Below are 22,669 nucleotides of genomic sequence, written 5' to 3'. Positions count from 1 at the left end.
GATGAAGAAACGAGTAGGCGTATTTGTCTGCGAATGTGGAACCAACATCGCTGCTACCGTTGATACCCAACAGGTAGCTGAATACGCGAAAACCTTACCGGGCGTTGTTTATGCCACCAATTATAAATATATGTGTTCTGATCCTGGTCAGGAACTGATCCGTACTGCCATAAAGGAACAAAACCTGGAGCAGGTAGTGGTTGCTTCCTGTTCGCCGCGTATGCATGAGAAAACCTTCCGCAATGCAGTAGAAGGCGGCGGTATAAACGGTTATATGTTTGAGATGGTTAATATCCGGGAACAAAATTCCTGGGTGCATCATGATCGTCAGGAAGCTACTAAGAAGGCGGAAGATCTGGTCAGGATGGGTGTAGCTAAAGTCCTGCGCAACCAACCGCTTAAAATTTCCACCATTCCGGTTACGAAAAGGGCTATGGTTATTGGCGGGGGAATCGCCGGCATGCAGGCTGCACTTGATATTGCTGAAGCCGGTCACCGGGTTATTCTAGTGGAGAAGGAAGCCAGCATTGGCGGCAAGATGACCCAGCTGGACAAGACCTTCCCCACCATGGACTGCGCCGCCTGAATAGGCACCCCCAAGATGGTTGCTGTGGCGCAGCATCCTAACATTGAACTGATTACCCTAGCGGAAGTCGTTAAAGTTACTGGTTATATAGGCAATTTTAATGTAACCATAAAAAAGAAAGCTAAATATGTGGACTGGGATCTTTGTAATGGCTGCGGAACCTGTATTGATAAATGTCCTACCAAGAAGATAAAGGACGAGTTTGATTTTGGCATGGGCTTAAGGCCGGCTATCCACAAGCTGTTCCCCCAGGCTGTGCCAGGCAAGCCATACATTGATCCTCTTAACTGTACCAAGCTGACTAAAGATAAATGCGGAATCTGTGAAAAAGTCTGCCCGACCGGTGCTATTCGCTATAATGATGTAGATCAGTTGGTTACCGAGGAAGTTGGAGCCATCGTGATGGCTACAGGTTACGATTCGTTTAACTGGCAGGATGCTTACGGGGAGTATGGCTACGGTAAGTACCCGGATGTTATCAGTGGTTTGGAATTTGAGAGATTGGTCAGCGCAGGCGGGCCTACTCAAGGTAAAATTTTGCGACCCTCAGACGGTAAAGAGCCTAAGCATATTGCCTTTATCAAATGTGTTGGTTCGCGCGATGACACCAAGGGCAAGAGCTACTGTTCACGGGCTTGCTGTATGTATACTGCCAAGCATGCCTATCAGGTGAAAACCAAGATCGAGGACAGCGAAGCCTATGTGTTTTATATGGATGTGCGTACGGCCGGCAAAAATTACGAGGAATTCTATCAGCGGGCACTTAACGCCGGGGCAAAATATATCCGCGGACGGGTCAGCAAGATCTACCCGCGCGGTGACAAGTTGATCCTTAAAACTGAGGATACCCTTATGGGAATGGCCCTGGAAGTTGAAGCCGATATGGTAGTATTGGCAACAGCTATGGTTCCTGCGGCCGGAGCGGTTCAATTGGCGAAGACTATTGGTTTCTCAGTTGATAAAGATGGTTTTTTCCAGGAGGCCCATCCCAAATTGCAACCGGTGGAAACATTTACTGCCGGGGTGTACCTGGCGGGTACCTGCCAAGGACCGAAGGATATCCCGGATACAGTTGCCCAGGCCAGCGGAGCCGCAGTTAAAGTCTGCGGGATGTTCTCCAAAAATGAGCTGGTTACCGAGGCTATGGTATCTGAGGTAGATATATCAAAATGTTCCGGCTGTGGCCTGTGTGTGCCGATCTGTCCGTATGGAGCAATTTCCTTGCAGGAAATCAACGAACGGGGCGGTCACGGCCATGGGCCCTTTACACGTCAGATAGCAGAAATCAACAGCAGTCTCTGTCAGGGCTGTGGTGCATGTCTACCGGCGTGCAGAACGACTGCCTTGAATCTTAAAGGTTTTACCAATGACCAATTAGTATCGGAGGTGGACGCATTATGTCTATAGATACACAGACGACCTTTAAACCTAAGATCATTGTATTTGCATGTAACTGGTGTTCTTATGCAGCCGCTGATCTGGCCGGTTTAAATCATTATGAGTATCCGGCAGATGTTCGGATAATCAGAACTCCTTGTTCCGGGCGCATGGATCCTATGCTGGTATTAAGGGCTTTTAACCGTGGGGCTGACGGAGTGCTCCTCTCCGGCTGACATCCGGGCGACTGCCACTATGGTAGTGGCAATTATTATCAGCGCCGCCGTCAGACGGTGATGAAAAACCTTATGGAATATATGGGTATGGAACCGGAAAGATATCAGTTAGCCTGGATATCAGGAGCTGAGGGCAACAAGTTCCAGGAAACCATGGAAAAGCTGGTTGCCGATATTAATAAAATCGGGCCCAACAGAAAGCTGAGGGATGCGCGATGAAAGAAATTACAAATAAAATTCAAGAGATTGCGACCCGGCTATTCAATGAGGATCAGGTAGACGTTTTCTTGGCCTGGGAGCAAACCGGGGAAGAATACCGGGTTAAGCCTTACTTTGCTCGCTCAGCTGCAGATGTAAGTAATATAGTATTTAATGAATACTGCATTCATAATCTTTCTACTAGCCTGCTCAAATTTAGAGACGGGTCGGATAGAATCGGACTGGTTGTTAAGGGCTGCGATTCGCGCGGAATCGTTAGACTTCTGGAGGATTTACAGATTAAAAGGGAGCGCTTGTATATAGTAGGGGTTCCCTGCACCGGTATGAAAGATCCCTTGGCAGCCGCCCGCAACCAGTCTGGCTTTAATAATAAAATGCAAACTATTGATATCGCCAGGAAATGCCTGGATTGTATTCAGCCTAATCCGGTTATCTACGATGAATTGATAGGGCCAGAAAATCCTCCGCTTTTACAGGGAGAACGTTTCGCCAAGGTTAAAGAAATAGAAAATATGAGCGCAGACGAACGCTATCAGTATTTTGAAGACGTGCTCTCTACCTGCATCCGCTGTTACGCCTGCCGTCAGGTGTGCGTTGCCTGCGATTGCCGTACCTGCATCTTTGATGAAATGAAACCACAGTGGGTGGGGCGGGAGACAAATGTTACCGACAATATGATGTATCATATCGTCCGAGCGTCTCATATGGCAGGGCGTTGTATCGAATGCGGCGAATGTGAGCGGGTATGCCCGGTAAACATCCCCTTAATGCTCATTAACCAGAAGCTTATTAAAGACGTAAACGATCTTTTCGGTCCTTACGAAGCCGGTATGCAATATGTTGAAGGAGCCAAACCGGCCTTAAGCAGGTACGATGAAAAAGATCCCGATGATTTTTTATAGGGGGTGAGAGCTGTGAAGGTATTAAGCAAGCAACGGCTGGAGACAGCCTTGAATAAACTAAGCGAAGCCGCAGAGGTGTTTGTTCCTATGCAAAAAGGCGGGCAGAGCGGATTCTTTAGCTGGCAGAGCTTTAAAAATGAACAGGACGAACTGATGCTGGACAACTTAAACGTTTACCAGTCCCCTAAGGGAGTAGTGTTGCCCCAAACTGAAAAAATGTACGGCATCAAGACCCAGGGCGTGGAAATAAATATCGACCAGGTTTATGAGGACGACCATCCCACTTTGATCTTCGGTGCGCGGGCCTGTGACGTCAAAGGAATACTGGCTATGGATGAAGTTTTTTTGACTCGCGGTTATGAGGATAATTTCTATAAAGCTCGCCGCAGCAACAATGTAATTATTGCCCATGCCTGTTATACGCCGGGAGATAACTGTTTCTGCTATGCCATGGAAGTTAACCCGGTCGATCCGGCCGGGGCAGATGTAATTATTCGTGATAGCGGCGATGTGTATGTTTGGGAGACTCAAAGCGAAAAAGGCGAAGCGGTAACGGCTCAAATCTCAGACCTTCTGGAGGACAAGGATGTCAAATTGCCAGAACTTGGCTCCTTTAAAATAGATGTTGATTACACTGGAGTAGCGGAGAAGTTGAAAACTATGTTTGATCATCCCCTCTGGGATAAGATTTCGGAACCGTGTTCCAACTGTGGTATATGCACCTATGTTTGCCCTTCCTGTTACTGTTTTGATATTCAGGTAAAAATGTGGGGTGATGAAGGCTATCGCTTCCGGGCCTGGGATTCCTGTATGTATGAGGAATATTCGCGAGAGGCTGGCGGAGGCAACCCCCGGGGAGCTGCCAAGGAGCGTTTCCGGCAGCGCTTCCTGCACAAGCTGGAATTCTTCCAAGAAAGGTACGGCACCCCATTATGTACCGGCTGCGGAAGATGCATGGTCGTCTGCCCGAATGATATCAACATCGTGAGAATAATCGATGCAGTAAAGGAGGCAGAAGTCAATGACTGATAAGGATCACAAATGCACCTGCGATGAACAGCCTCTGGTGCCTACTATAGTGGAAGTTATAGATATTATTGACCGTACCCCGGATATAAAGAGTTTTTTTGTGCGTAATGCTGATGGTAGCGGGCTGCCCTTTCAGGTAGCTCCCGGTCAATGTTCCATGGTATCTCTTTTGCCGGTGGGCGAATCCATGATTTCCTGCACTTGGCAGGAAGGACAGGAATACCAGGAATATGCCATAAAACGGGTGGGTCTGATGACCGATGAATTGCACCGCATTGAAGTAGGGCAGAAGATTGGCTTAAGGGGTCCGTATGGCAACGGTTTTCCGGTGGACGAATGCAAAGGCAAGGATATGGTCTTTATTGCCGGAGGCATCGGTCTGGCTCCCTTGCGTTCGTTTATAAAGTATTGTTTTAAAAACCGGGAAGACTTCGGCAAAATTACCATCCTTTACGGCAGCCGCAGCCAGGCGGATCTTTGTTTCAAAGAGGAACTCTTTGATCTCTGGCCAAAGGAACCCAACACTGAAGTTTTCGTGACGATTGATAATGCCGAACCCGAATGGGATGGTCATGTGGGCTTTGTACCGGCATATCTGGAGGAATTAAACCCCAGTTCCAACAACGCCGTTGCCGTGGTTTGCGGACCCCCCATCATGATTAAATTTGTACTGCAGTCTTTGGAAAAAATGGGTTATAGTGATGACCAGGTTATTACTACCTTGGAAATGCGTATGAAATGTGGCATCGGCAAATGCGGCCGCTGCAACATCGGCAATGAATTTATCTGCCTGGACGGTCCGGTCTATTATTTGAGACAACTGCGTGATTTGCCCGCGGAGTGGTAGAAGAATTAATCGCTTTAAAGCTCAAGGTATCCTGCTTATACCTTGAGCTTTTCTTATGGTTATTTGCACATTTGCCGGAATTTTAATAATCTGCTCTTAATCCAATTTCACCACATAGCAGGAAAAACTTGCCAAACGGAGAATGTAGTGAGTGAGTTTTTTAAAGCAAATTAGACGAGGAGTGAAACTGGTGAAGGTGCTGGACAAGGACAAAATCGAATCATTTTTAAACCGGCTGGCAGAAGATGCGGATGTTTTCGTTCCTATGCAGCGCGGGCCGCAGACCGGATTTTATTCCTGGGGGACGTATGACGAGGATCATGATGATCTTATGTTGGATATATTAAACGTGTATATCCCTCCCAAAAACATTATGATCCCGCCCCATGCCAGAATGGGTGAGAATAGTAACGAACCCGGTGACAGGATTATCTTTGGCATCCGCAGCTGCGATGTCCGGGCTATTGATTTACTGGATGAGGTCTTCCTTACCCAAGAAAATGAAGGCCGTTATTATAAGGAGCAACGCAATAAAACCATCCTTGTTGCCAGTGCTTGTTATTACCCTGCCCCCAGCTGCTTTTGTGATTCGATGGGTGCAAATCCCGTTGAGCCGGCCTCAGCCGATGTGGTTATTCACGATGTGGGACGGGAGGGCTATGTGTGGGAGAGCCGGTCGCCTAAAGGGGCGGCGCTAACCGATACAATCGCTGACTGGCTGGGGGAAAAAGAAATTATTATGCCGCAGATTCCCCATCTGAGTCGCGGAGTTGATTTTGAGGGAGTGTTTGCAAGGCTCCTGGATTACTCAGATCTTCCTCTCTGGGAGAATTATTCTGAACCCTGCCAGACGTGTGCCGTTTGTATCTACACTTGCCCAACCTGCAATTGTTTTGATCTGCAGGCGCAAACCTGGAGAGATCAGGGTTATAATTTCAACTGTTATGAAACCTGTATGTACCGCCCCCAAAGCTTAATGAAGGGATTGAGCAATCCCCGCATTGCAGCCCGGGAAAGATTTCGCAATCGGTTTTTACATAAATTGCAGTTCTTCTCGGAAAGATACGGCCAACCATTATGTACCGGCTGCGGCAGGTGTACGGTTTTGTGCCCGGCCGGGATCGATATCGTTAAAGTGATAACGGAAATCAAGGAGCATCAACAGCCGAAATAGTCTGGGAGGATGCTTTAGCTTCCGCGCGGAAATTACCCAATTTGATACTAACCCAGCAATTTGCATAAATTATTGTTGGCGGCACTCAGCTTGAGTGTCGCTTATGGCTTAATAAAATCACTCGCGAATTAATAATCATTTTCGCATTTGACAAAGCTGAATAGTTATATACAATTTATGTAGCCCTTATTATTGCACAAATATGTGCACAAAGGAGGAACGTATGACTGTTTTTCGCGATGATTTATTAAACCCTACATTAAGGGACGTATTTGCAACCTTTAAACTCGATAAAGACTATGTGTGGGGTGAAGGGAGTTATCTTGAGGATGCCCAGGGCAATCGGTACTTGGATTTTATTGCCCAGTATGGAGCAGTTCCGTTTGGATATAACCCTGAGTTTGTTTGGGAAGCATTGGCAGGGGTAAGAAAAAGGGGTCTGCCCAGTCTGGTGCAGCCATCATTGCCGGGAGAAGCCCTGCGTTTGGCCAATGTTCTGGCCGAATGTGCCCCTGGCGATCTTTGTTATGCAACGTTTTGCCAAAGCGGTACCGAGGCGGTAGAAGCGGCCATAAAATTGGCCCGTTCTGCAACCGGGAGGGAAATAATTATTTCTACCCATAACAGTTTTCACGGCAAGACCCTGGGATCTCTGTCGGCGACCGGCAAAGATTCTTATCAGATGCCTTTTAGGGCTCCAGCACCTGGTTTTATGAGAATTCCCTTCAATGATATTTTGGCTTTGCAGACTGCCCTGGAGGAAAATCGGGGCAATGTCGCCGCTTTTATAGTGGAACCGGTGCAGGGAGAAGGCGGTATTATCGTAGCTGATTCCGGGTATCTTGCGGAGGTACAGGCACTTTGCCAACGGCACGAAGTAGTTTTTATCGTGGATGAGGTGCAGACAGGATTAGGACGGACGGGGAAATTATTTGCCTGTGAACATGAAGGTATCGAACCGGATGTAATGCTTTTGGCCAAGGCTCTAGGCGGCGGACTATTGCCGATAGGCGTATGCCTAAGTTCTCCCCGGGTTTGGAACGATGATTTTGGAATGCTGCACAGCTCAACCTTTGCCAACAACAGTGTGGTTTGTGCGGTGGGGCTGGCTGTTTTAGATAAACTGCGCCAGGACGATCAGAAAATGATTAAAGAAATAAAATTAAAAGGTGATTATCTGCTTAAACAGGTACAGGATTTGCAAGCCCGTTATCCAGATGTGATCAAAGAGGCGCGAGGGCAGGGGTTGATGGTAGGGGTTGAATTTCACGCCTTGAACGATTGCGGTTCCTATGATATGGCCTTTCTGACCGATCAGGGCGGATTTACCGCCTTGTTAAGCGGCTTTCTACTGAACGTTTATGGGATTCGCCTGGCCCCATTTTTAAACAGTTCCATGACCTTACGGCTGGAACCGGCCTTGACCATAGAGTATGATGAGATTGATAGAGTGGTTGAGGCGCTGGAAATGATTTGCCGGATTATGGACAACAGGGATTATGTTTTGCTTTACCGCTATCTGCTGGGGGATAACAGCCGGCCGCATGAAATCAGAGATTATCGCCCCCAGAGCCGGAAAATCAAGCACTCCACCTTGACGGAGGGTGAGACTGTCGATCATAGATTTGCATTTATTATCCATTATCCCGGTCCAGAAGATGTAGTATTGAATAATCCTTCCTTTGCTTCGCTGAGCCGGGAAGAGCTTTATGCTTTTCTAGCTTGGGAAAGCCGTACCAAAGATCCGGGGATCGTCTGTCATATGCCGGCCATCCGCTCGCAAAACGGACAGACCGTTGAAGGCTGGATGATCGGCGTGCCTTATGGCGGTCGAGAGATAATGCAGCTGCCGCATGAGCAGACCGTGGATATGATTGGCCGGGCTGTAGATATGAGCCGGGACTTGGGGGCGGAAATCGTTGGCCTGGGAGCTTTGACTTCAGTCGTGACTAGGGGAGGACGTTCTGTAACCGGGCGTAACGTAGCAATAACCAGCGGCAATAGTTTTACGACCCTGATGGGCATGGAGGCACTTTTCCTGGGCGCGGAAAAAATGCATATCGAGCCTATCGCTGCCCATGGCGGTGTAATAGGAGCTACCGGATCTATTGGTCGGGCCTGTGCTTTAATCATGTCTGAAAAATTATGTCGAATGACCTTGTTTGGCAACCCTAAACACGCCAACAGCAGTAAAATTCGTTTGAACTCCCTGACTCGTGATATCCTGAATTATGCCCTGGAACGTCTGCACGCAGGAAAATCGCAGGGAATGAGCCTATGGCTGTCTAGGGTTATAAACCTTCTGGAAGGTAAAAAGGATGCTTTGGCCGCTGATTTTTTAGCTAAAGTGAAGCGGGCAGAGTTTTCCCTGACCATGATAAATGAAATCTGCAGCTATCTGAATATCGATGAGCCAATTAAAACCAGTATTGACATATCCAGGGATCTGCCTGATTGCAACCTGATTATTGCTACCAGTAACTCGCCGGAATATCTAATCTTCGCGGATGATCTTAAGTCGGGAGCAGTTGTATGTGACGTAGCCCGGCCCGCTGATGTAGCCCCGGCGGCATATCAACGCAACGATGTATTGATACTGGAAGGCGGCCTGGTTAAATATCCCGATACTATTTGTTTCGGCGCTAATCTGGGGTACCAGGACGGGGTAAGCCTGGCCTGCCTGTCCGAGACGGTTCTGCTGGCTCTGGAAGGGGAAAGACGGGATTACAGTATCGGCAGCAAGCTTTCCCTGGAGACGGTGCAATATCTGCGCAGTATAGCTAAAAAGCATGGTTTTGGACTGGCAGGTTTGAAGATGGGCAACCAGCCAATAAATGATAAGGATATTGAAGAAATCTACCGCAATTCCTTGCATCTTAAAATGGCCGAAAACCTGTAATTAATAAGGAAGTTTTTTAAAAACGCAGGGTCAAAGCAGTTTTCTGTTTTGCATAGGATTTCAGGTGCTATAAAAACCAAGGTAGGGACTCTACAGCCTCCCCTACCTTGGATACAACTATTATGAGTGCAGGGAAGATTTGGCAGTACCCGCGGGGTTTTTCTCCCCTTGCACGTCTCCCTCTTAGCCTTACTTTCAAGAAAACTGCAATAACGTCAAGCTGTTTACTGCGTTTCCTGAAACCTTAACGGTGGTACTATATATATTTCCTCGCCGCGGAAATCAAAGTAATCACTGAGCTTCCAGTATACACCGCGACTCAGCCGGGTATCGGCTTCCCAGCGGAAACTTATATAAGGCACGTCTCCCCGCAAGTAAAGCTTCAGTTCATGATCCAAGACCATTTCCTGCAGGTCATGAAAAACCAGTTTCAGAGGTTGATTTTCTTTTTCTACCAATCCTGTAGCCAGGAAGGGGACATCTTCGACTATAAGCGGATTAGTTTCCTGCCCCATTTGAATAAAGTAATTGCCATCTTCATCCTGATTAATGTTTCGGGCCAGTATCTGCAGTATGTTGCGGCGGAACATCTCAGCTTCGCCAAAATACCATTTACCATCCCGGCCGATTTTTATCTCCTGGTAGTCCATAGATTCATCTCCCTTTAACGAATAATTGTCAAGCTTTATCGTTCAAATAAATGGAATTGCAGCATTACTATCCACACCAGCCCACGGCGACTCCGGCGTGGATGACTGGGTGTAACGTATCTACTAGGATTACAGGCGGCTGATGTTGGCGGGACGGAAATTTTTTTCCGGTACGGTTAGAGCCCGTTTAATTTCGGTCAGCATTTCCTCTTGGTCATCTGGTATGCGCCCATTTATATTCCAATAATTAGATACGTGATCACTTAAGACCATGCTGCCTTCACAATTTAGGTTGGCAATAAAAAGGCCAACTTCTTTCAGAGCCTCGTGCGGTGACAAAAGCTGAAAGCTGCCTTGCTGGTAATCCTCATACAACGGAGTGTTGGGAATGGGGACAAAGGTTCGCAAACGGATAAAATCCGGCGAAAAAGCAGATAGAACTTTGGCACTTTCCAGGGCATGTTCCCGCCATCTTTCCTTGCCCCCAATGCCTACCAGATAGTATTCACTGGTGTCGATACCTACCTGCTTAAGTTTAAGCCCTGCTTCGATGATTTCAGCCGCATTGGTGCCTTTGTTAATCCTTTCCAAGGTAACATCGTCACCGCTCTCCATTCCGGTATGAATACGGGTTAAACCAGCTTCTTTTAATCTTTGCAGATCTTCTATTTTCTTTTTGTTTACGAAACGAGCCGAACCATAGACAGTAATACGCTTTAAAGGAGGAAATACTTCCTTGGCATAGCTAAAGATCTCTACCAGTTGATCTGTTTTCATGATTATAGTGTTGCCATCAGGGAAAAACAGTGACTCAATATAAGGTCCGTAGTAATCGCGTGCTGCCAGAAGATCCTCTTTAATATCCTCAACGCTTCTTATTTTGAACTTGCTCCCTTTATACATGGAACAAAAACTGCACTTGTTGTGAGGGCACCCAATGGTTGCCTGTATTAGTAGGCTGTTGGCTTCACTGGGAGGACGGTAAACAGTTCCTTCATAGCGCATATCATCCACTCCTTTACTGATAAGAGCTTCCCGGTTTAATTAACAGGTTAACAGATCTGACCGGTTCTGAAAAGTGATAGAATCATTAGATCCGGGACAAATTAATAGATCTATAAAATGTTGAATAAACGTCTCCAAATGCAAAAATATATTGTTATATGAACAGAAAATAGGTATATTAGAATAAAGAGAAAAGAAAGAAAATATATTATCTGCAAAATCTAATAGTGTTCTCGGGGGGGAATGAGCATGTCTGTGCGTGCCCTTATTGTGGAGGATGATGAAAGGGAGAGAATTGTCTTACGGTATGTCCTTGAAAACATCAAGGATGTCATCATTGTTGGCGAAGCCGTCAATGGCCTTGAAGCTTTGCTTTTCTGTCAGGAAAAAAAGGTTGATCTGGTGTTTTTGGATATCAGCATGTCGGAGATGGACGGATTTGAAACAGCCCGTAAACTTATACACCTTAAACCTCCCCCTCTATTTGCTTTCGTAACAGTAAAAAAGGAAATGGCCGTAGAAGCGTTTGAATTAGGCGCGCTGGATTATATTGTAAAACCAATTGAACAGCAGCGTATCGAAAAAACCATTCAGAGAGCTAAAATGCAGATTGCCCATGTTAATTATATAAATGAAATAGTTATGAACAGACTTAAGGAGCGTATTGATTTTATAATAGATCGATATCGCAATCAGGAATTATACGCTAACAAACTGCCAGTACGCGAAAAAGGGAAGATCGTCTTGCTTAACCCGGAAGATATTATTTATTGTGAGAGTCAGGGCAAAAAGGTCTATATTTGTACGACCGAGTTCGGTTATTTAAGTAATTATACCCTTAACGAACTGGAACATCGTTTGGATAATACTTATTTTTTCAGAGCCCACCAGGCATTTATTGTAAATCTGAATTATGTAAAGGAAATAATAAATTTCGGCGAAGGCTCCTATCTTTTAAATCTGGATGATATAAAGAAAAATATTATTTTAAGCCGTTCCCGAGCCAAAGGATTGCGGGAAAAACTGGGGATTGTTTAGTATAAAACCGGATTGTATCGTAAATGAACATCGGCCAACTATCTATAAAAAAGAATAAAGCGGTTTAAAAACCCTTATTAAGGAAGCATAAATAGATGCTTCCTTATATTTTTGCGAAAATTAGTTGTACCTTTAAATAGATGCTTTTTGAATATACTTCGGCAAGTTATCCCCATTTATCTACAAAATACTCAAGACATAGAGAAATGAATCACAAGATAAGCTATAGTAAAAAGGGAAGGAAGTTCGTCAAAAAAAAACGGAGGTGAAAAAAATATATAAAAGGCTGTTTCAATTGGGACTTAATGAAAAAATGAACTGATATTGAGCGGAATGAGTCCATCATAATATTGAAACAGGAAAAATGAAAGTATACTTTTTAGCTGTATTTAATATAGCAGTATACCAACCGGGTTGCTGCAAAAACCCGGTTCTCAGAAGATAGGAGGAATGCTCATGATCCCATTCTCAAAACTCGAACGCTACGAAGGCAACGAAGCCCTATTTGATTTGGTCATGATGTCCATAGTCTCCTCATATGCGGGTGAACCATTGCATATTCATGCCGAAGGATTAAGGGGAACGGGAAAAACCACCATAATGAGAGCGGCCAGAGGAATACTTCCCAATATAAAAAGAATCAGGTCATGTGTCTACAATTGCGACCCCGCCCGTCCGCATTGTCCAATCCACCGGGACATGAGCCCGGACGAAATTGCTCAGCTAGGGGAAGAAGAAATCCCCATGCCATTCCTGGAAATATCACATTCGGCCAAGATAGGCACGATTGCCGGCAGTATTGATCTGGCGCGCCTGACTGACTGTGCCCATCCTGAGGCCCAATTACTACCGGGTACTATTCCCCAAGCTCACCGGGGGATTATTTTTATAGATGAAATAAACCGTTTAGCGGATACGTCTCCTGAGATTACTGATATCCTGCTGGATGTTATGGGCAACAAACCAGGTCATTTGCAGATAGAAGAGGCCGGTTTGCCGGTAGTTGATATCCAGGTTAACGTATCTGTCTGGGCGGCTTCCAATCCGGACGAAGATCCCGGTTCCCTGGAGGAAATAAGAAGGCAGTTATCAGACCGTTTTGACATGGTCTGCTACATGGGTCGGCCTACTTCAGTTGATATTCTGGCCCAAATGTTAAAGGAAAATTCCCATACCCATAAAATCAACCGCTCCAAAGAAATGAATGATCAAGCTGATCTAAGTAAAAATGAAACGTATCGTCAAAACATAATAAAGTGGGCTCAGAATTACCAAAAAGCCGATCTGCCGGATTTCTTAAGAAATTACATAGCCCGTCTATATGTGAAACACAATCTGGAAAGTATCAGAGCAATAGAGGCGATGCAACAAGGCGCTGTTTTATACAGTACCATAAAGAACCGGGATCAGGCAATAATAAGTGATATTACCCATATGATTCCCCAGGTATTAAAACATCGGGTGGACGGAGATACCCTGATTAAAATAGTAAACGACACAGATGCCCGGGGCAGTCGGGATGGTATCTTAAGTTTTAAAAACAAGAAAAACAACCCCAAGAAAACTGAAGAAGATAACGAGTATTTCACCATGACTGGTCGGCCTCTGAAAGATTTGGGCCGTAATGAATTGATTAATACTGAGAAAACTCTGGCACCGAAAGAGGTCTAGCAAAAAGGGTGTGGTGATATGCAAAGTGGTCAGTCCAACATTAGCAATGCCACCACCGTTGGGAATTATCTAAGTCTTTATTTGGGCCAGGATCAGGGTGTGCGCTTAGGTGAAAGCACTGTGGTCAGCCGCAAAGCCCATACCCGTATGCCGGAAAAGCGGATCAAAGGCCAAATCAAGATTTTAACTAATCGAGATGCCGGGAAAACCTATCTGGATTTTGTCGATCTGGATCAGGTGATACATATCGATGTATATCACAAGCCTGGCGATATCGACCCCTGCGATGTAGCCAAATCCATTTTTTGGTCGCTGGATCAGCACCTGCTAACGGAAGATCCTCAGTTAAAGTATGCTGAGGATGAACGTTTCCGGCTGGTGGTTGCCTGCGCCAATAAAATATTTGTTACAACCAACGGTGGCAAGGGTGTTCTCTACGATTTGTTTCAGGAAAAAATCAAGCCTTATTCCGAAGGTGAAGAAGGCTGGGATCATGTGCATATTCTGGCTCGCTTCAACCGTGATGATTACCCCTTGATTTATGTAATCAGTGAAGCCGTAGAAGCGGCAATTTTAGGATCAGATGTGACCCTGGCTAAAGTCCGCAACATATCGCATGGCAAGCAAAAAAAGACCGAGGAGAATTTTGCCGGCTATATGAAGCTGCCTTGGAAAAAATTCAAGGGTCAGAATGCGTCTCAGTTGCCTTCCAAGGAGAACGTCAATCAGCTGGTACTTAAGCTGGCTGAGAAATTCGGCGGGGTTGAAGAGATTGAAGAATGGATGGAATGCTATTCTACCAATATTTTCAAACGTAAAGGGGCTGAATACCAAAAGAAAAAGTGGGGCGATGTTGAGCATTATGTCGAGCAGTTGGAAGAACTGGGACTGATGAAACAGGGTCCTGCCGGAAGAAAGCTCACCAAGCGGGGTATTAAGCTGCATGAGTATATTATCCAACATCAGTGTGAATTAGAAACCGAAATCAGGCGCAATATGCGCAAGATGCCGGGCGGCGGAGCCAGCCGGTTTCGCAAGTTAGGCAGTACGGAGCATAAAAGCACCCACTTGGAATTTACCAATTATAATCGCACGATCAACAACTCAGATAAAAATTGGTCGGGCAATCTGGCCGTGCCCGAGACTATTATTCAGGCCAAAAAGAACAGCTTTTTGCGGGGAGATCAAATCTTTACCTTGCAAAAAGAAGACCTGCATTTTTATGATAAAAAAAGTTATGTACCGGTGGATATCTGTCTATTGATCGATGCCAGCGGCAGCATGGCTGGTGACAAACGTCAGGCAGCCTGTTTTTTGGCCGAGCACCTGTTGCTGACCGGCAAGGAAAAAGTGGCCGTGGTAACCTTCCAGGAACACTCCAGTAGAGTGGTGGTGCCCTTTACCCGTAACCAGAAACTTCTCACCCGGGGACTGTCGACTATTAATCCGGCGGGCTTGACTCCTCTGGCCAGCGGGATTGTGACCGCATTAGAATTAATGCAAGCCAACCGACTGCGCAACCCGCTCCTGGTTTTAATTACCGATGGGATTCCCAATGTACCTTTATGGACGATGGATGCCAAGGCTGATGCCATAACAGCCGCAGGCCAGTTGGAAGGAACCAAAATTAGTTTCATATGTATAGGGGTGGAATCCAACCGGATCTATCTTGAGAAATTGTGCAACCGGGCGGGAGGGGCACTATATATGGTGGATGATTTAAACAAAGATAATCTCATAAATATTGTCCGCTACGAAAAGAAAAACATGGCCCATAACTTTTAAACGAATTAACCCCCGTGACTGAGGTTGCCTCTGAAAACAGTTGTGTTGATATTGTAGTTCAACCTTGGCAGCGCAAATGTTAGTTTTCGCTGGGAAAACTAACGTAACCCCAACGGCGTTTGATTATTTAATTAGTTATTACGGCCTGATATGAATCAAGTCATACCCGATATGAAAAAAAGCAGGTGCTATACCTGCTTTTTTGCAATATATTGCATAAATTATAGATTTAGCTAGTAATCTTATAGCAGTAATAGTTGGGGGAGGTTATAAGATGCGTAATACATTTATGGTAATCCTGGCTTTAATTCTTTTGAGTATTTGCCTATTAAGCGGCGGATGCGCTCAGCCGGATCAGAGCAAAATAAAGGATTGGCAGGATCTGCTTAAAATTCCCGCGCAAGAGGAAAAGGCAGCCCCAGGGGATAAAACCCCGCGGCCTCAAAAAAATAAAAACAGCTTAAAAGCGGACGGTAAAAAACTACAGATAAGTCTTTACTTTGGAGATGCCCGCAGTCAAAAATTGGTTGCCGAAGAAAGGGATATTGCCAAGGTTGAAGGAATCGCCCGGGAAACCATGGAAGAATTGTTAAAAGGCCCGGCCAATGTTGAGGCGGTGCAGTTATTTCCGGATGGTACCCGGCTGCTGGATATCAATGTGAAGCCGGATGGCCTTTGTGTAGTTGATTTAAGTTCGGAAGTACGGGGGGTAAACAGTAGAGAACAAGAAAAACTCATGATCTACGCAGTTGCCAATACACTAGGTCAGTTTCCCACTATCAAATCAATAAGCTTTATGGTTGACGGAAAAAACGCAACCAGCATCGGCGGATATATGAATCTTGATAATCCCATAGAACCTAATTATAGTATTTAGGTGGGGACTGTCCCCCAGGGTTAAAAAGTGATAGAGTATTTAGTGGATTGTTAATTAAATATCTGGGAACTGGTCACACTTATGAACAGAAAATTGGGGTGTTTTTTTTGAGCGATACTAGGCCTATTGGCATATTTGATTCCGGGGTAGGGGGCTTGACGGTTGTAAAATCTCTGGTAGAACAATTGCCCAGGGAGAGCTTTATATATTTTGGTGATACGGCCCATCTTCCCTATGGGAATAAAAGTCGGGAGCAGCTATGCCAGTATGCTCGGAATATTATTGCCTTTTTACTGGATAATGATGTCAAAGCCATTGTGGTAGCTTGCGGTACGCATTCATCCATAACGCTTCCTGAGATAGAAGATGACTACCCGGTTCCCCTGCTGGGGGTTGTAAAACCTGGAGCAAGGGCGGCGGTAAGGACAAGCCGCAACAAAAAGATAGGTATAATTGCTACCCAGGCCAGCGTAAACAGCGGTTCTTACAGTAAATCCATCTCCGCCATTGATGGTGATTGCCAGGTTTTTGCCAATGCCTGTCCGCGCTTTGTGCCTTTGGTAGAATCAGGACAATTGGCAGGGGCAGAGGTAGAGGAGGCCGTGCAGGAATATATTGATCCCTTGCTGGAGAAGGGTATTGACACATTGGTGCTGGGTTGTACACATTATCCGTTTTTGCTCCCGATTTTAAAAAAACATGCCGGTACTTCAGTCCGGTTGGTAGATCCGGCATCGGAGACGGTTGAAGAATTAAAAACCCTTTTAACCCAGGAACAGATTTTAAACGGGTCAGGTAAAGGCGCAGGCCGTTTCCTGGTCAGCGGTAATGATCAATCATTTTATAAAGTGGGTTCATTGTTGCTGGGGAATCTGATCCACAATGCCGAAAAAGTAAACTTAGCAAAATGATGAGGGATATATATGGGCAAGATTGGTTTTACCACCAGTATTCCGGTTGAGATCATACTGGCAGCCGGCAAAACCCCGCTGGATTTAAACAATATTTTTATTGGTTCCCCTAAGGCCAAACAATGGGTGGATATAGCTGAGGAAGCCGGATATCCCCGTAACACCTGCGGATGGATCAAAGGGCTTTACGCGGTGGCCCTTGACACCGACCTGGAAGCAATGATTGCTGTAATGCAGGGAGATTGCAGCAATACCCAGGCCCTGATGGAGACCCTGCAATTAAAAGATATCCCCATACTGCCATTTGCTTATCCTTATGACCAGGATAAGGACATGCTTAAAAATCAGATGGAAAAACTTATGCAGGTGTTTAAGGTGAATTGGGATGAGGTGGAAAAAGTCCGTACCGATTTGCTGCCGGTACGCCGCTTGTGCCAGGATTTGGATACCATGACCTGGCAGGATAATCTGGTCAGCAGTTGGGAAAACCATTACTATTTGGTGTCTTCCAGTGACTTTAATGGTGATCCCGGGCAGTATAAGCAGGAATTGCAGATATTTATTGACGGTCTTAGAGAACGCCAGCCATTTAAAGATCAGGTGCGGTTAGCCTATATAGGGGTTCCCCCTATATTTACAGATTTATACGAGGTATTAGAAAATATGGGGGCTCGAGTAGTATATAATGAGGTTCAACGTCAGTTTTCCATGCCTTTTGCCTGTAATAACATAATCGAGCAATATAGTTGTTACACTTACCCGTACGGAGCCTTTGTGCGCTTGCGGGATATCCAGCAACAACTATCTCTGCGCCAGGTAGACGGTATCATCCATTATGCCCAGACCTTCTGTTTTCGCCAGATCGAAGATTTAATCTATCGTCAACAGATCAAATTACCATTTTTAACCCTGGAGGGGGACAAGCCGGGGCGGGTTGATGCCAGATCACGTATGCGGCTGGAAGCCTTCATAAATATGTTGAAATAATAGGGTTAAGTGTTGGATTTACTGTCCCATTTATGCTTTATCAGGTGCTCTTTAACTAGTTTTTTTCCCGGGTTAGCCCTATAAATCTGGGTAATCCGGGTTAAGTTGTTTACTAATACTGGATTGGGTGAAGATATGATAGGATTGGATTTAGGTTCACGATTTATTAAAATTGTACAAATGAATGACAGCACTATAACCGATTTTCGGATTTTTGATACTATAGACTTTTACCGGCGTTACAGTGATCCGGGTGAGAAAAGCTTAAAAATCAACCTTAACCAACTGGGTTTTGGGCGCAACGAAAACGTAGTTGCTACCGGTTATGGTAAAGTTACCGTACAACTGGAGGGGGTCGTGCACCTGCCGGAAATACAAGCGCATGTCCGGGGAGCGGTTTTCCAGACTGGTTTAGCTGATTTTACTCTTATCGATATCGGCGGTCAGGATACGAAAATTATTCAAGTCAGGGGAAGCCGGGCGGTTGATTTTATGACGAATGATCGCTGTGCGGCCAGTTCCGGACGATATCTGGAGAACATGGCAGCTGTGCTGGGGTTAAGCTTGGAGGAATTGTCTTTGTACAGCCTGGATCCGGTTGAGCTTAATTCCACTTGTGCTATTTTCGGCGAAACCGAGATAATTGCCAAAATCGTAGAAGGCTATTCCGTTAATGAGCTGGCCGCCGGTATAAATTATTCGCTTTATCGGCGCTTTGCCGCCATGCTGGATCGGCTTGGCAGTGACATTATTGTCCTGGCGGGAGGCGTAGCCCATAATCAAGCCATAGGAAATATTATCAGCAAAGAGACTGCCAGTCAGGTCGTAAGCCTGAAGGAACCACAATTAAACGGCGCCATAGGATGCTGTACCTATGGTGAGGAACTGTTTGCAAATCTGTTAAGCAGTGATTAGTAAATTGAAGCTGAAAATTCGGGTTTTATTTTGGACATTACAAGCTATGATTTACATTGTTATTTTATTTATTAAGGACGCAAGCTATTGATAGAAACGAAAAAAGACAAGAAGTAATCAGGGAGTTAACCGGCTATGGGCAGCGGGCGATTAATGCTTAAACCACCGCTACTGTATTTTTGCCTTATTCTGTGGGCAGAGCTCCCGCGCGGATATTAAATTTCCTGATCCGAAGTACTTGCTATTTTCAGGGTTGGTTGTGTTTTAGCTATTGATTCTCGGGGAAATAGTATATACGATAGAAAAAGGCAAAGGAGATACTAAATGAGCAGACCGAATGACCGCCTTAATAATGAAATGCGTCAGCTAAAGATGCAGGCTGGATTTGTCAAAAACCCGGAAGGTTCTGTACTTGTACAGACTGGGAATACGATTGTTTTGTGCTCTGCCATGGTAGAGGAGAAGGTGCCGCCTTTTTTGAAAGGCACCGGATCCGGCTGGGTTACAGCCGAGTATTCCATGTTGCCGGCGGCAACTGAAGCCAGAACCCCCCGGGAGGCCAGCCGAGGCAAAATTACCGGGCGCACCTCGGAGATACAGCGCCTGATTGGAAGATCCCTGCGGGCAGTAGTAGATTTAACCTCCCTAGGCGAGCGAACCATCTGGTTGGATTGCGATGTTCTTCAGGCTGACGGCGGTACCCGTACTGCCTCCATCAGTGGAAGTTTTGTAGCCCTGTATCTGGCTCTCTACCGGATCAAAGAAAAAGGCATACTGGCCGAAATTCCACTTATTGACTATGTAGCCGCTACCAGTGTAGGTATCGTGAACAATGTGCCTCTGCTGGATTTGGAGTATACTGAGGATTCTCAGGCCGAAGTAGATATGAATGTGGTTATGACCGGACGAGGCGATTTTGTGGAGATTCAGGGAACCGCTGAAGGCAAACCTTTTAGCCGGCAGGAAATGGATAATTTACTGGGGCTGGCCGAAAAAGGAATTAGCGAAATCATAGCGCTGCAGGCGCAAACCATTGCAAAGGAAGTAGGTTATGTCCCGCAATTTACTTATAGCCACGAGGAATAATAAAAAGAAATTAGAGCTGTTGGAGATTTTAAAGGATTTGGATTTTAATCTCTTAAGCCTTAATGATATTCCGCCCGTACCTGACGTAGAGGAAGACGGATTGACTTTCTCCGAAAACGCAGTAAAAAAAGCCGTGCTGACAGCTAAAGCAAGCAATATACTTACCTTGGCCGATGATTCCGGATTGGTTGTGAATGCATTGGATGGCGCTCCAGGTGTATTTTCAGCTCGTTTTGCAGGGCCGCAGGCCGATGATGAACAGAATAATCAAAAATTACTCCAGGCCCTGCAAAATATAGCCGATCATGAACGAACCGCTCGGTTTGTATGCGTAATCGCTCTTGCTGATCCGGCTGGAACAGTCCAAACCGTCTCCGGCAGTTGTACAGGCATGATAGCCAAAACCCGGCAAGGTGAAGCGGGGTTTGGCTACGATCCTTTGTTTGTGCCGGATGGTTTTGACAAAAGTTTTGCCGAGTTGGATCCGAGCGTCAAAAATAAAATCAGCCATCGAGGTCAGGCTTTGCTGAAAATTAAGCCGATTTTAGAGGAAATATTGGCGATGGAGGCGAAAACTTGATTATTGGTGTGTTAGCAGATACCCATGGACATACTGAGGGAGTTTTGCGGCAACTGAGGCAACAAAAAATTGACTGTCTTTTGTTTGCCGGGGATTTTTATAATGACGGGCAAAAAATATCCGGATCTTTAAAAATAAAGCACCATAGTGTACTGGGCAACTGTGACCGAAACTTTAAAGGCGCTAAAACCGAAGAATTTATTGAGATATTGGGTCACAAGTTTTATTTAACCCACGGACACCAATGGGGGGTTAAAAAGGGTGTTAATCGCCTATACTATCGGGCCTTAGAATTGGGGGCTGACGCAGTTGTCTATGGACATACTCATGTGCCGCATTTAAAGCAGGAGGGGGATATTTGGATGATCAATCCCGGTAGCCCGACCCGTCCCCGTTTTGGCAGTCCAGGAACCTATGGCTTGATTGAAGTGGAACAGGGCGTTTTAAAACCGCGTCTGATTGGGATTTAGTTAATTAAAAAATAGATTTTAATGAGACGCGGATCAGGCAGATAAATTAGACGCAGATTGGTTACGATTAACACTGGTTTTAGACATTATTCAACATTTGGTTGAACAAGGGGGGAAAAAGGTATCTCCCCTGATTGTTGTGATTATTTATCGATTTTCGGCCGCAGCCCTGGCACTGCATATAATAGGTGAGGCAGGAGAGAATAAAATTACCTGTTCAGAATTGTCGTCATAAGTATTAAAATTCTTGTAAATAAACTATTAGCTGTGATATACAAAACATATGACCGAGGAGGAGAGGCCATGGAATTAAAGAAAACTCCATTGTATGCCATGCACCAGAAATATAAAGGCAAACTAATTGATTTTGGGGGTTGGGAACTTCCTGTTCAGTATGAGGGAATCATAAAAGAACATAAGATGGTGCGCGAAAAGGCCGGCCTTTTTGATGTTTCCCATATGGGCGAGATTGAGGTCAAAGGAAAAGCAGCCCAGGAATATGTGCAGTACCTGACTACCAACAATATTAAAAAACTAGCGGAAAACCAGGTAATGTACGCATTAATGTGTTATCCCCACGGCGGAGTAGTAGATGATCTGATTATCTATAAGTATTCTGAAGAACACTATTTCCTGGTTGTAAATGCCTCCAATACCGACAAGGATTTTGCCTGGATCAAGGAAAACTGTCCGCCGGACGTTATGGTAACTAATGTGTCTGAGCAATATGCCCAGCTTGCCATACAAGGCCCCAAGGCCCAGGAGATATTGCAAAAGATAAGTGACACTGATTTAAATACCATCAAATTCTTTTATTTTAATCCGGAAGTAAAGATTGCCGGAGTGCCATGTATTGTATCCCGAACCGGTTACACTGGGGAGGATGGTTTTGAGGTTTATCTTAAACCGGGACAAGCCGGTTTTATCTGGGAAGAGATTATAAAGGCCGGGGGTCAGGATATTGCGCCTATCGGACTGGGAGCCCGTGATAGCCTGCGCTTTGAAGCTAAGCTGCCGCTGTACGGACAAGAAATTAATCAGGATATTACTCCCCTGGAAGCCAAACTGGGATTTTTCGTGAAACTGGATAATGATGATTTTATCGGTCGCAAGGCTCTTTTAAAACAAAAGGAAGACCAACCGGCACGTACGCTGGTGGAGTTTTATATGCTGGGCAGGGGAATACCACGTTCCCACTATGATGTGGAAAAGGATGGGCAGAAAATTGGCTGGGTGACCAGCGGCGGCTACTCACCAACCCTGGATAAAAATATTGGCCTGGCGCTTATTGCCCAGCCCTATGGTAACGTTGGTGAAACCATCGATATTGTAATCAGGGATAAACCGGTTCCGGCTCAGATAGACCAGGGAATTTTTTACAAAAAGAAGAGTCAGGCCAGAACGACTCCATAATAGATTGTAAAA

At 45.5% G+C, this 22,669-nt stretch carries 20 protein-coding genes; 18 read left to right on the top strand and 2 right to left on the bottom strand.

The window, feature by feature from the left end:
- The first annotated feature begins 1 nt into the window (after nucleotide 1).
- The 7 genes from AAV90_RS03645 (at nucleotide 2) to AAV90_RS03615 (ending at nucleotide 9,269) form a co-directional block, all read left to right on the top strand.
- A complete protein-coding gene (locus AAV90_RS03645) occupies nucleotides 2-1,993 on the top strand; it encodes a CoB--CoM heterodisulfide reductase iron-sulfur subunit A family protein (protein WP_084691465.1) in 1,992 nt (663 codons plus the stop codon).
- The gene (locus AAV90_RS03640) at nucleotides 1,984-2,418 is read left to right on the top strand and encodes a hydrogenase iron-sulfur subunit (RefSeq protein ID WP_157609490.1); all 435 of its coding nucleotides are present in this window, start codon (nucleotides 1,984-1,986) and stop codon (nucleotides 2,416-2,418) included. The genes AAV90_RS03645 and AAV90_RS03640 overlap by 10 nt, the downstream gene beginning before the upstream one ends.
- Nucleotides 2,415-3,320, top strand: a complete 906-nt coding sequence (locus tag AAV90_RS03635) for a 4Fe-4S dicluster domain-containing protein (protein ID WP_046495942.1) — start codon at nucleotides 2,415-2,417, stop codon at nucleotides 3,318-3,320. Before AAV90_RS03640 ends, AAV90_RS03635 begins: the two co-directional genes overlap by 4 nt.
- Before the next feature lie 12 nt (nucleotides 3,321-3,332).
- The gene (locus AAV90_RS03630) at nucleotides 3,333-4,349 is read left to right on the top strand and encodes a 4Fe-4S dicluster domain-containing protein (RefSeq protein WP_046495940.1); all 1,017 of its coding nucleotides are present in this window, start codon (nucleotides 3,333-3,335) and stop codon (nucleotides 4,347-4,349) included.
- A complete protein-coding gene (locus AAV90_RS03625) occupies nucleotides 4,342-5,196 on the top strand; it encodes an FAD/NAD(P)-binding protein (protein WP_046495938.1) in 855 nt (284 codons plus the stop codon). The genes AAV90_RS03630 and AAV90_RS03625 overlap by 8 nt, the downstream gene beginning before the upstream one ends.
- 151 nt (nucleotides 5,197-5,347) lie before the next feature.
- Nucleotides 5,348-6,370 carry a 4Fe-4S dicluster domain-containing protein gene (locus AAV90_RS03620; protein WP_242847473.1) on the top strand — a complete coding sequence of 341 codons (1,023 nt, stop codon included), beginning with the start codon at nucleotides 5,348-5,350 and terminating at the stop codon, nucleotides 6,368-6,370.
- 223 nt (nucleotides 6,371-6,593) lie between these two features.
- The gene (locus AAV90_RS03615) at nucleotides 6,594-9,269 is read left to right on the top strand and encodes an aminotransferase class III-fold pyridoxal phosphate-dependent enzyme (RefSeq protein WP_046495935.1); all 2,676 of its coding nucleotides are present in this window, start codon (nucleotides 6,594-6,596) and stop codon (nucleotides 9,267-9,269) included.
- A 224-nt stretch (nucleotides 9,270-9,493) separates the two neighbouring features.
- On the opposite strand, the gene AAV90_RS03610 is transcribed toward AAV90_RS03615, so the two are convergent.
- Together AAV90_RS03610 and AAV90_RS03605 are read right to left on the bottom strand one after the other, a co-directional pair.
- Nucleotides 9,494-9,919 carry a DUF1285 domain-containing protein gene (locus AAV90_RS03610; protein WP_084691464.1) on the bottom strand — a complete coding sequence of 142 codons (426 nt, stop codon included), beginning with the start codon at nucleotides 9,917-9,919 and terminating at the stop codon, nucleotides 9,494-9,496.
- 129 nt (nucleotides 9,920-10,048) lie between these two features.
- Nucleotides 10,049-10,924 carry a radical SAM protein gene (locus tag AAV90_RS03605; RefSeq protein WP_046495932.1) on the bottom strand — a complete coding sequence of 292 codons (876 nt, stop codon included), beginning with the start codon at nucleotides 10,922-10,924 and terminating at the stop codon, nucleotides 10,049-10,051.
- Between the two features lie 249 nt (nucleotides 10,925-11,173).
- On the opposite strand from AAV90_RS03605, the gene AAV90_RS03600 reads away from it, so the two are divergent.
- The 11 genes from AAV90_RS03600 to gcvT all read left to right on the top strand — a co-directional run bounded on the left by AAV90_RS03600 (nucleotide 11,174) and on the right by gcvT (nucleotide 22,657).
- Nucleotides 11,174-11,962 (top strand): LytR/AlgR family response regulator transcription factor, encoded by a 789-nt coding sequence (locus AAV90_RS03600; RefSeq protein WP_046495930.1) that lies wholly within the window; start codon nucleotides 11,174-11,176, stop codon nucleotides 11,960-11,962.
- Nucleotides 11,963-12,418: 456 nt separating this feature from the next.
- A complete protein-coding gene (locus tag AAV90_RS03595) occupies nucleotides 12,419-13,633 on the top strand; it encodes a magnesium chelatase ATPase subunit I (RefSeq protein ID WP_046495928.1) in 1,215 nt (404 codons plus the stop codon).
- Nucleotides 13,634-13,651: 18 nt separating this feature from the next.
- A complete protein-coding gene (locus tag AAV90_RS03590; protein ID WP_046495926.1) occupies nucleotides 13,652-15,418 on the top strand; it encodes a vWA domain-containing protein in 1,767 nt (588 codons plus the stop codon).
- A gap of 274 nt (nucleotides 15,419-15,692) precedes the next feature.
- On the top strand, nucleotides 15,693-16,295 hold the full coding sequence (locus tag AAV90_RS03585) for a GerMN domain-containing protein (RefSeq protein ID WP_052729581.1): 603 nt from the start codon (nucleotides 15,693-15,695) through the stop codon (nucleotides 16,293-16,295).
- Between the two features lie 107 nt (nucleotides 16,296-16,402).
- Nucleotides 16,403-17,206 carry a glutamate racemase gene (gene murI / locus AAV90_RS03580; RefSeq protein WP_046496030.1) on the top strand — a complete coding sequence of 268 codons (804 nt, stop codon included), beginning with the start codon at nucleotides 16,403-16,405 and terminating at the stop codon, nucleotides 17,204-17,206.
- Between the two features lie 12 nt (nucleotides 17,207-17,218).
- Complete coding sequence (locus AAV90_RS03575) at nucleotides 17,219-18,193, top strand: 2-hydroxyacyl-CoA dehydratase family protein (protein ID WP_046495925.1); 975 nt, start codon at nucleotides 17,219-17,221, stop codon at nucleotides 18,191-18,193.
- Nucleotides 18,194-18,328: 135 nt separating this feature from the next.
- Entirely contained in the window at nucleotides 18,329-19,108 is a 780-nt protein-coding gene (locus AAV90_RS03570; RefSeq protein WP_046495924.1) for an acyl-CoA dehydratase activase, read from the top strand.
- 324 nt (nucleotides 19,109-19,432) lie between these two features.
- Nucleotides 19,433-20,194: a ribonuclease PH gene (gene rph, locus AAV90_RS03565; protein ID WP_046495923.1), complete on the top strand. Its 762-nt coding sequence runs from the start codon at nucleotides 19,433-19,435 to the stop codon at nucleotides 20,192-20,194.
- A complete protein-coding gene (locus tag AAV90_RS03560; RefSeq protein ID WP_046495921.1) occupies nucleotides 20,160-20,774 on the top strand; it encodes an XTP/dITP diphosphatase in 615 nt (204 codons plus the stop codon). Before rph ends, AAV90_RS03560 begins: the two co-directional genes overlap by 35 nt.
- Nucleotides 20,771-21,244: a metallophosphoesterase family protein gene (locus AAV90_RS03555; protein ID WP_046495919.1), complete on the top strand. Its 474-nt coding sequence runs from the start codon at nucleotides 20,771-20,773 to the stop codon at nucleotides 21,242-21,244. The genes AAV90_RS03560 and AAV90_RS03555 overlap by 4 nt, the downstream gene beginning before the upstream one ends.
- A gap of 303 nt (nucleotides 21,245-21,547) precedes the next feature.
- Nucleotides 21,548-22,657: a glycine cleavage system aminomethyltransferase GcvT gene (gene gcvT, locus AAV90_RS03550; RefSeq protein WP_046495917.1), complete on the top strand. Its 1,110-nt coding sequence runs from the start codon at nucleotides 21,548-21,550 to the stop codon at nucleotides 22,655-22,657.
- The last annotated feature ends 12 nt before the right edge of the window (nucleotides 22,658-22,669 follow it).

Source organism: Syntrophomonas zehnderi OL-4 (genome assembly GCF_000983115.1).
In the GTDB taxonomy this organism is placed as follows: domain Bacteria; phylum Bacillota; class Syntrophomonadia; order Syntrophomonadales; family Syntrophomonadaceae; genus Syntrophomonas_B; species Syntrophomonas_B zehnderi.
This window is presented reverse-complemented; position numbering and strand designations above follow the sequence as displayed.

Excerpts from the sequence above, each read along its gene's own strand:
- AAV90_RS03635 (WP_046495942.1), top strand. The coding sequence starts at position 2,415 with ATGAAAGAAATTACAAATAAAATTCAAGAGATTGCGACCCGGCTATTC.
- AAV90_RS03625 (WP_046495938.1), top strand. The coding sequence starts at position 4,342 with ATGACTGATAAGGATCACAAATGCACCTGCGATGAACAGCCTCTGGTG.
- AAV90_RS03615 (WP_046495935.1), top strand. The coding sequence starts at position 6,594 with ATGACTGTTTTTCGCGATGATTTATTAAACCCTACATTAAGGGACGTA.
- AAV90_RS03610 (WP_084691464.1), bottom strand. The coding sequence starts at position 9,919 with ATGGACTACCAGGAGATAAAAATCGGCCGGGATGGTAAATGGTATTTT.
- AAV90_RS03605 (WP_046495932.1), bottom strand. The coding sequence starts at position 10,924 with ATGCGCTATGAAGGAACTGTTTACCGTCCTCCCAGTGAAGCCAACAGC.
- AAV90_RS03600 (WP_046495930.1), top strand. The coding sequence starts at position 11,174 with ATGTCTGTGCGTGCCCTTATTGTGGAGGATGATGAAAGGGAGAGAATT.
- AAV90_RS03595 (WP_046495928.1), top strand. The coding sequence starts at position 12,419 with ATGATCCCATTCTCAAAACTCGAACGCTACGAAGGCAACGAAGCCCTA.
- AAV90_RS03590 (WP_046495926.1), top strand. The coding sequence starts at position 13,652 with ATGCAAAGTGGTCAGTCCAACATTAGCAATGCCACCACCGTTGGGAAT.
- AAV90_RS03585 (WP_052729581.1), top strand. The coding sequence starts at position 15,693 with ATGCGTAATACATTTATGGTAATCCTGGCTTTAATTCTTTTGAGTATT.
- AAV90_RS03575 (WP_046495925.1), top strand. The coding sequence starts at position 17,219 with ATGGGCAAGATTGGTTTTACCACCAGTATTCCGGTTGAGATCATACTG.
- AAV90_RS03570 (WP_046495924.1), top strand. The coding sequence starts at position 18,329 with ATGATAGGATTGGATTTAGGTTCACGATTTATTAAAATTGTACAAATG.
- rph (WP_046495923.1), top strand. The coding sequence starts at position 19,433 with ATGAGCAGACCGAATGACCGCCTTAATAATGAAATGCGTCAGCTAAAG.
- AAV90_RS03560 (WP_046495921.1), top strand. The coding sequence starts at position 20,160 with ATGTCCCGCAATTTACTTATAGCCACGAGGAATAATAAAAAGAAATTA.
- gcvT (WP_046495917.1), top strand. The coding sequence starts at position 21,548 with ATGGAATTAAAGAAAACTCCATTGTATGCCATGCACCAGAAATATAAA.